Source organism: Ruegeria sp. (assembly GCF_028066395.1).
GTDB lineage: Bacteria > Pseudomonadota > Alphaproteobacteria > Rhodobacterales > Rhodobacteraceae > Ruegeria.
Window position 1 is genome coordinate 1911 of the sequence record NZ_JALCBM010000069.1, and the last position, 9309, is coordinate 11219.

Sequence of the window (9309 nt, forward strand, 5' to 3'; positions counted from 1 at the left end):
GCGATGATCAGCGAGTTCTTGAAACTGCGCTGCCATTCATTGTTGGTGAAGAAATCACGGTAATGCTTCAGCGAATATCCCTCGGGGTCCAGCCGCAGCATTTCGGGGGTGAAGGTAAAGAAGTCCTGTGCGTTGAACGAAAGCGGCAGCACGACAAGGATCGGCGTGATCAGGAAGACAAAGATCGCCCCGCAAATCACGCGGAACAGGTAATGGTAAAACACCTGCTTCGCCGTGAGATATGGCAGCAGCTTGCGCCGATAGCGCCCCTCGTACAGCCAATAGATGAACCAGCCAAAGAACCAGCCGCCCAGCAGGCCCAGCACACACCCCATAGGCCCCGAGACCAGCAAACCCACGGCGCCAAAGCCTGAAATGGTGATCCAGCGCGCGAGGGACTCGTTCCTCAAAACATTGATATAGACCCATGCCAACGCGGTGATCAGAACGGCTCCGCCCAGAATTCCAAGCAAAACCGACCCGTTGCCGGCGCCCACGAAGATACCGGCAAAGGCACCGGCAAGGGCGACGCCGGGCAGAACCATGGACATGGGTTTGCGGGATATCGGTGTAAGTGCGACCATGATGATTATCCCAGTTTCACGTTATCGATGCCCACGATCTTGTCGTAGCACCAGTAGAGCAGCAGCACGACGGCCAGCAGGATCGTGCCCAAGGCCGCAGCAAGCCCCCAGTTGAGCGAAGACGAGATGTGATAGGCGATCCGGTTCGAGATGAAGACACCCTTGGTGCCGCCCACGATCTCGGGCGTGATGTAATAGCCGATGGCCAGAATGAAGACCAGGATCGACCCCGCGCCGATGCCCGGAACCGATTGCGGGAAGTAGATTCGCCAGAAGGTCGTCCAGTTGGTCGCGCCCATGGATTTCGCCGCGCGCGTGTAGGAATCCGGGATGGTCTGCATCACCGAATACATCGGCAGGATCATGAACGGCAGCAGGATATGCGTCATCGCCACGATGGTGCCGATCTGGTTGTTGATGATGATCAGCCGCGCGTCATCTGCCACCAGCCCCAACCAGACCAGAGTGTCGTTGATCACCCCCTGTTGCTGCAGCATGACCTTCCAGGCCGACGTCCGCACCAGCAGCGACGTCCAGAACGGCAACAGCACAAGGATCATCAGCAGGTTCGACACCCGCATCGGCAGCGTCGCCAGCAGATAACTGACCGGATAGGCCAGCAGGATGCAGGCCCCGGTAATCACCAGCGACATGAACAGGGTTCGGCCAAAAAGCTTGATCAGGATTTGTTTGTCCTCAGGCTGCGACTGCGCCCCTTCAGGTGTCCGGCGCATATCGACCGCATTGAGGAAGTAACCGTTGGTGACTGCGGGTGAGTGGGTTTTGATGATGGCCCAGGTGTTGGGATCACCCCAACCCTCGTGAATTTCGATCACCTGATCTTTGAACGGTCCATCGGTCTCAGGGTCCATCTTGCCCAACTTCCGACCCGAGCGACGGAACATCGAAGACATGCCAGTCTCTTCATAGTTCAGACGCGAGCCCAGACGGGTATGAGTCTTGTTGTCGACCGCCACAACCATATCCCGGACAAAGGCATCATAGACAGCCTCATCCGGCAGTTCGCCGCTGGTTTCATCCCAGCTTTGCAATGCCTCGACCGTCTGAGGCAGCGTTTCCTGCACCATGCTGTTTTCCACAGACCGGAACAGCATCGACGCAATGGGTATGATGAACGAGAACATCACAAACAGCAGCAAAGGGGCCACCAGCATCAGAGCGCGCAGCTTTTGCCGCCGCAAAGAACGTGCAAGCGATTGCTTAAGCGGCGTTCCATCCGCTGCCAGCATAGGTCCGGCGTTTTGGCTTGCGTCAGTCATCGATGCCCCTTGGGTTTTCTTGAGTCCGGGGGCGGAGTTCCGCCCCCGAATGCATCACGAAATCAGACGCTTATTGCGCCAGCCACGCCTGGAACTTGGCATCGATATCGTCGCGGTAATCCGCCCAGAACTCGTAGTTATACAGGAACGTGTTCTTGGCGTTTTCCGGATCGGTCGGCATATGCGGTGCCATGTCGATACCCAAATCAGCGTGCTGACCCACCAGCGGTGCCGACGAAGCACGGGCCGGACCGTAGGAAATCCACTTGGCCTGATCCGCCAAACGCTGGGTGTCGGTTGCAAACATGATGTAGTCCAGCGCGCGCTGTTTACGCTCTTCGCTCAGGCCCGCCGGAATGATCCAGCCGTCCAGATCGAACACCTGCGCGTCCCATAGCATGGCGACGGGCTGATTCTGTTCTTCGATCACGCTGAACAGACGACCGTTATAGGTCGAACCCATCACAACTTCACCGTCAGCCAGCAACTGCGGCGTGTCCGCACCGGCTGACCACCAGACAACGCTGTCTTTAATGGTGTCCAGCTTGGCCAGTGCCTGTTCCTGACCTTCCGATGTGGCGAGAACGTCATAGACATCATCCTTGGCCACACCATCGCAGAGCAGTGCCCATTCCATGTTGTTGATCGGGCGCTTTTCCAGTGACCGCTTGCCAGGATAGGCCTCGGTATCGAAAACCGCACAGACGTCTGTCGGTGGGGTGTCACCAACCAGATCGGTGCGATAGCCGAAGGTGGTCGAATAGACGATCTGAGGGACAAAGCAGTCACTGACCAGCAGGTCGCCGAAGTCATCCGCCGCCGAGGTGCCATCGGGCGCCGGAGCCAACATGGTGTCTGGGTCGATCTCCATCGCCAGGCCTTCGTCGCACAGGCGAATCGCGTCCGCCGCAACAACATCAACCACGTCCCAGGTGATATTGCCCGCTTCGTTCATAGCGCGCAGCTTCGCAACCGCTTCGGCCGAGCTGTCGTCGTTCAGGATGGTGACACCGGTCTTTTCCGAATAGGGCTCATGATAGGCTTTGAGCTGTGATTTGGAGTATGCCCCACCCCAGGACACAATGGTCATTTCTTCGGCAGTGGCGCCGCTGGCTGCGGTCATGAACGCCGCTACCGTCAGCAGTGATATTGATGATTTCATTTTTTGCTCCCAGTACTTCCCGTTTTTTGGTTTGATCGGTTGGCGCACGGGTTTTCGCCATCCGGTCCCTCAATTGTACTGCACTTGTCCTGTGCAGTTTGGCCTATGCGTCCAGCGCACGGCAATCCTGTGCCAGCCAGCCGATCTCGACCTCTTGACCGGGGGTCAGGCGGATGGCGTCGGGTGCGTTCCGGGTCTTGACGATGAAGTCGTCATTGCCGGCCACCGACATGCGGAACCGGAACACGTCACCCATATAGATGAATTCCTTAACCGTCGCTGTCAGGGTATGCGCATCCGCGTGCAGACGGTCCTTGTTGAATTCGACCCGCTCGGGCCGGATCGAGACTTTGGTACGCTCACCCGGATTGTGCACGTTGATCGGCACCGCATCGATTTCCGAGCCGTCATCCAACTGGATCAGGCAGGTGTTGCCATCGATCGATTTCACCACACCTTCCAGCGTGTTGTTTTCACCGATGAACTGGGCAACAAAGCTGTTTTCCGGTTCTTCATACAGTTGATCCGGCGGGGCGAGCTGCTGAATGCGGCCATCGTCGAACACCGCCACACGGTCGGACATGGTCAGCGCTTCGGTCTGGTCGTGGGTCACGTAGACGGTGGTAATCCCCAGCTCATGCGCGAGACGGGTGATTTCGAACTGCATATGCTCGCGCAGTTGCTTGTCCAGCGCGCCCAGCGGTTCGTCCATCAGCACCAGCTCGGGCTCGAACACCAGCGCGCGGGCCAGCGCGATCCGCTGCTGCTGACCCCCGGACAGTTGCGCCGGACGGCGACCGCCGAATTGACCCATCTGCACCATGTCCAGCGCGCGTTTTACCTTTTCCTCACGCTCTGACTTGCCCAGATTACGGACTTCCAGCGGGAATGAGAGGTTTTCGGCAACGGTCATATGCGGAAACAGAGCGTAGTTCTGAAACACCATGCCGATACCGCGCTTATGCGGCGGGATGTTGTTGATGGGCTTTCCATCCAGCAGGATTTCCCCATGGGTGGCCGTTTCAAAACCCGCAAGCATCATAAGACAGGTCGTCTTGCCTGACCCCGACGGCCCAAGCATGGTCAGAAACTCACCTTTGGGCATTGCCAGATTGAGGTCTTTAACGACGAGGTTTTCGCCATCATAAGACTTTTGAACGCGTTGGAATTCGACAAACGCGGCGTCGTTCATTGTATCGGTCACAAGACCCCCTGTTACGTCAAATGATTATCCGGCGTGTCGGATTTCACTGATCTGTAGGCGACAGTTAAGACCGGACGGCATTTGTATTGCAACAGTGCATCGCAATTTTTTTGGCCACCTACACAAGTGTGAACGATCAACAGCCAGCGTTGAGGCGGCGCATGTGCCAGGCAAGACTTTGGTTGCTGGACAGAACAGGCTTGCCGATTCGGGCGTGAATTTCGGGGATGGCCTGACGGGTGCGCAGGTTGGTGCAGCTCAGGAAAACCGCCTCGACCGACGGGTCGGACCCCAGCCTGGTGGCCGCGTCGATCACGGATTGAACGGATATCCGGACGACCTTGGCCTCTTCGGCTTCACCGAAGGTTCCAAACACATCCATGTCTATGCCGCTTTCGGCAAAGGCGCGGCGCAGCGGTATGTTGACCTCTTCAATATAAGGGGACAACAGCGCGAATTTCGAAACACCTAAATCCGCTGCACAGGCCGTGGCGGCGCGCAGGGGGTTTGTGACCTCGGCCGTATTGCAGGTCTGTTTGACAAGATCCGCCACCCGATCAGAACCGATGACCGAGCTTGCCGAGGTACAGCCATATCCCACCACGCGATACGGTCGCGCACTGGGCAACAGCCCAGCCGCCGCAGGCAGAGCGGTTTCCATTTCCGCCAGACTGTTCGTCGTCACCTCGATCCCGCTGGGAATGCGGGTCACATGGATCGGGAATTGCCGGTCTGAGAAATAGTCGCTGAACTCGGGCTCCAGCGTTTCGTCGGTCTGCAGCACAATCAAACCCAGCGGAGAAGCCTGCGGATCATCTGCGTCAAGGGTGTAGGGGATGCGTGTCATAGCTCAACCATCTGTGGCCCGATGCGCGGGCTGATAAAGCGTGGGGGGCCGTCGGTGATGACGATGTTTTCCTCATGCACCAGAATCTTACCGCCAACAGCAATGCCGGGTTCCAGCGTCAGGACCATGCCGGGTTCCAGAGCGGTCTCATCACTTGGGATAAGCGATGGCCACTCGGTCAGGGACATGCCCAGCCCATGCCCCAACCGCCCTGCATCGGTGCCTTCGGCATCTTTGGTCAGAACGGTGTTCATGGCATGAAACAGCTCTGCCACCGTCGCGCCGGGCCGGGCGATTTCAAAAGCCGCATCCGAGGCTTCGACGAGCCGGGCATAAGCGGATTTGACGTCAGGCCGTGCCGGACCGATGGACCAGTTCCGGTCAAAATCACAGAAATACCCGTCCCAAACCAGCCCGGTATCCAGCATCAAAACATCCCCGGCCTGCAACGGCACCGGCGACGCGGGTGAGATCACATCAGAATACCCGCCCTGCTCTGCCCCTCCGGCCAGATAGGGGACCCAATCGGCCCCTTCCTCCAGACAGAGCATCTGGAACTTGCGAAAGACCTTCTCAAGCGGCACCCCTGCCCCGGCGACTTCAGGCACACGCGCAAAGGCCCGGCCCGCAATGCTGCAAGCCGTTTCGATCTTGGCGATCTCGGCTGCGGATTTCACCATGCGCAAACGGCGGATGATGCCGTGATCACCGGTAATCCTGCGCGCGCCCAGAAGGCCGCGCAGACGTTCGATATCCGCCAGAGGCATGCGCGCATGGGTCTCGTGACCATCCGGCATCCCGATCTTGCCGTCCGCCACGGTCAGTTCCGCCAAAGCCTCGGCCAGAAGCGAGACGCCGTCATCCTGCAGATCAGGGGCGCTCCAGGTGCGGATGTCGTCAATCCAGGTCTGCCCCATCAACGCCGCCCCGATCGAGGGGATAACGGCCACCGGCTTGCCCGTCGCAGGGAGGATCAGAAACCAGGGGCGTGTGGGGCTTTCCCAGAACCGGGTCAGATATCCGGTGAAATATCGCACATCCGTTTCGGTCGTCAGCAACAGCGCCGACAGACCCGCCGCATCCATCAATTCTTGCGCGCGTTTTGTGCGCGCCGCGAATTCGGATGGCTCAAACCCCCTCATTCGGCGATCTCGGACAGGATGCACAAAACCCGGGAGTGTTCATCGATCGACATCGCTTTTCTGGCCTCGCCGTTCATCACGGCTGCAAGCCCAGCGCCGCCCGAGGCGGTAGTTTCCAGCCCAGCCTCTGCCATTGCGCCCAGCCGGGCCGAGACATCATCATCGGACAGGGTCAGAAACAGATCGGCATCTCGCGCCAACCCGTTCAGCGCGATCAGAGAGGGTTCTTTGCAGTCCAGCCGCCCCATGACGCTGTCCGGGCCATCCGCGAAAACGCATTTCCCGGCGGCGATGCTGGCCTGCAGGGCGGGGGCGGCCTCGGGTTCGACCACGATGATCTTCGGGGCATCCCCCCAAACCTTTCGCGCATAGGCGGCAACAGCCCCGGCCAGACCGCCGACACCGGCCTGCAACAGGATATGCGTCGGCACCTCGGGGCATTGTTCGGCTGCTTCCGCTGCCATCTGCACATACCCTTCCATCAGAATATAGGGCAGTTCGAAATAGCCATCCCACGAACTGTCCGACAACAATATCCAACCGTTGTCGCGGGCTGCCGCGCTGGCGGCCTCCATGCTGGCTGCATAGTCGGCGCCGCAGCGCACCACCTCGGCCCCCTGAGCCCGCAGGCGATCTGCAAAGCTTTCGGGAACGGTGTCGGCAATATGAACAACGGCTTTGGCACCGAACATTCTGGCCCCTGCCGCCACGCTCATCCCGTGGTTGCCGGCGCTGGCAGTGATATAGGTTGCACCCGCCAGTGTGCCCGGGCCCGGCTGGTCGGATTTTTCTGCCGCATGGCGCGCAATGACATAGGCCGCCCCAAGCGCCTTGAACGACCCCAGGTTCATACGCTTGCGTTCATCCTTGACCCACAGCCGCGACACCGGAGCCAACGCCCCGGCATCGACAAGAGGCGTTTTCGTCGCCGCCGGGCAGTGCGACAGCAATGCGGCCACGCGGGCGGCATCCGTTGATGGGTACGGAATCGACGGCGCCAGCTTTTGCCCCGCCCGATGTGGATTGCTAATGATCTTCATGCCCCCTCCCGCATATTGGCGCGTTGACGTGAGCCGATAGCAGGGGGTCCTGTCAACCAACGTCTTGGGGATGACGGCAAGGCGCGCGACATAATCCGATCCGACCTGCAGCCGGGCCGGGATCAATCAATGCGCCAAGCCCGGCGTGCCGGGCTTGGCAGTTGAAATCAGTCCAGACCTAGAACTGCATCTGCAAACCGGCGATGACGCCAAAGTTCCTGAAATCCCCCGTTCCGATCCCGTCATAGAAGGCCTCTGCCGACAGGACCGTATTGCCACGGATGACACTTTGACCACCCAGCCTGACCCTGCCCCGGACGTCATTGTCGTCCCCGTTCGACCCAAAGACGCTGTCCCCGCTTTCATGGGCGCTGATACCGGACACCCCGCCCGTCAGGGTGAAGGTGCCATAGGACATGTCATAGGTCCTGGAGAAATCCAGGCCAAGCTCGACCTCGGTGGATTCATAGCGCTGGCCAGCGATCACACGGTTTGCCGCATCAGTAAAGCTGTCCTGCTTTTCCGTATAATGGCTTGCCGTCAGGCTGGGGATCAGGATCAGGCTTTCATATTCAAGCTCACCCGCCATTTTCAACTGCGCAAGGCTGCGTGTGCTGTCGAAATCACTGTCCGGTGCCGTGCCGATTTTGATGGTGTTGCTGCTTTGCCCATACAGATAGCGACCTTCAAAATAAAGCGGATGGTCGGGCAGCTTGGCGACAAAGTAGGGACCGAACATATAGCCCTGACCGTCGATATCCTGATCCCCATCGGTTTCCGAGATCGCATCAAAGCTCAGCATTGCACCCACCCAGAACGCCTCGTTGATCTTCGCGTGGCCGCCAAGCACCCCGTAGAAATACGAGGTGTCACTGCCCTCGCTGCTGGACCACTGGCCAGAGGCCTCGAACCAGACCGGTTTGTCCTTGCGGGTGGCAAAATCCAGATTGCCCTGATTGCGGGTGACAACACCATTGGCACGCCCGGTGGCGGTGCCCGACATCATCCCGACCAGATCCGGCTGAGCCGCCAGCGTGTGGCGCGCGCGGGAGCGGAGGAAATCCCGCACCGCACTACGAATTTCCTCGACCGTCGCAAACTGCGTCACTTGTTGGGTATAGGCCGAGGACCTGTTGCCCGCAGCGTCTTCCACCACCATGGTCAGGCTGCCCGCAGGCTGCACAGTGCCTGACGTCAGAGCAAACCGCCCGTCCGCAGCGGCCATGACCGACTGCTGCGTACCATCCGGCCAGGTTGCATGCACCGTCGCGCCGGGCTCTGTCACGCCGGAAACGGTCAGAGAGCCATCGGCATTCACCGTCACCTGAGCGGTCTGTGCCGTCAACGCATCGGGGGCCACGGTATCTGTCTGGGCCACCACGGTTACGTTGACCATGGCATCTGCCGTGTCGATCCCATCGCTGACCTGCAACGAAAACGTCAGAACCTCATCCGGGGCATTGATCGCCAAAACCGGTGCGGTGAAGGTCAAATCAGGTTGATCCGTTGTGGTCAGCGCAACCGAGGGCCCGCTGGTCTGGGTCCAGGAATAGGTCAGCGTCTGACCGACATCATTGGCATTGGCCGTGCTGACCAGCGTCACAGGCGCGCCCGAAGCCACCGATCCGATGCTTGCGATCGAAACTGTGGGCGCGTTGTTTGGCGGCACATTCACCGTCACATCAAAAGTGACCGGAGCCGCCGCATTGCCCGCGCTGTCGGCACTGCTGGTGACGGTGACCGTGTTCGTGCCCACCGGGAAGGCGTGCGGACTGGTAATCGGGTTGCCACCCAGCGAATAGGTCAGCGTGAACGAACCCGCAGCATCCACATTGTCCGACACCGTGGTCGAAAACGGCACGCTGGCCGTGCTGAGACCGGGATCGGTCGGAACCGTAACATCGCTGATAGCTCCGATCACCGGGGCCTCACCATCCGATACTGTGACAGTGAAAGAGACCGGCGCAGCCGCGTTGCCTGCACTGTCATCCGTACTGGTGACGGTGACCGTACTTACCCCCACCGGGAAGGCATGCGGGCTGGTAATCGG

The 9309-nt window shown here is 59.6% G+C and carries 7 protein-coding genes and 1 pseudogene; all 8 read right to left on the minus strand.

What is annotated here, in order from left to right:
* Positions 1 to 584, minus strand: a pseudogene (locus MPJ51_RS17830) (ABC transporter permease); the annotation flags it as partial.
* Between the two features lie 5 nt (positions 585 to 589).
* Positions 590 to 1864, minus strand: coding sequence for an ABC transporter permease (locus MPJ51_RS17835; RefSeq protein WP_298389442.1), 1275 nt, complete (start codon positions 1862 to 1864; stop codon positions 590 to 592).
* Between the two features lie 70 nt (positions 1865 to 1934).
* The gene (locus MPJ51_RS17840; RefSeq protein WP_298389444.1) at positions 1935 to 3026 is read right to left on the minus strand and encodes an extracellular solute-binding protein; all 1092 of its coding nucleotides are present in this window, start codon (positions 3024 to 3026) and stop codon (positions 1935 to 1937) included.
* Positions 3027 to 3129: 103 nt separating this feature from the next.
* A complete protein-coding gene (locus tag MPJ51_RS17845; protein WP_298389446.1) occupies positions 3130 to 4230 on the minus strand; it encodes an ABC transporter ATP-binding protein in 1101 nt (366 codons plus the stop codon).
* A gap of 136 nt (positions 4231 to 4366) precedes the next feature.
* Complete coding sequence (locus MPJ51_RS17850; protein ID WP_298389448.1) at positions 4367 to 5077, minus strand: Asp/Glu racemase; 711 nt, start codon at positions 5075 to 5077, stop codon at positions 4367 to 4369.
* A complete protein-coding gene (locus MPJ51_RS17855; protein WP_298389450.1) occupies positions 5074 to 6219 on the minus strand; it encodes a Xaa-Pro peptidase family protein in 1146 nt (381 codons plus the stop codon). The genes MPJ51_RS17850 and MPJ51_RS17855 overlap by 4 nt, the downstream gene beginning before the upstream one ends.
* Positions 6216 to 7259, minus strand: a complete 1044-nt coding sequence (locus tag MPJ51_RS17860) for a pyridoxal-phosphate dependent enzyme (protein ID WP_298389452.1) — start codon at positions 7257 to 7259, stop codon at positions 6216 to 6218. Before MPJ51_RS17860 ends, MPJ51_RS17855 begins: the two co-directional genes overlap by 4 nt.
* Positions 7260 to 7437: 178 nt before the next feature.
* On the minus strand, positions 7438 to 9309 hold a 1872-nt coding region (locus MPJ51_RS17865), incomplete at its 5' end, for an HYR domain-containing protein (RefSeq protein ID WP_298389454.1).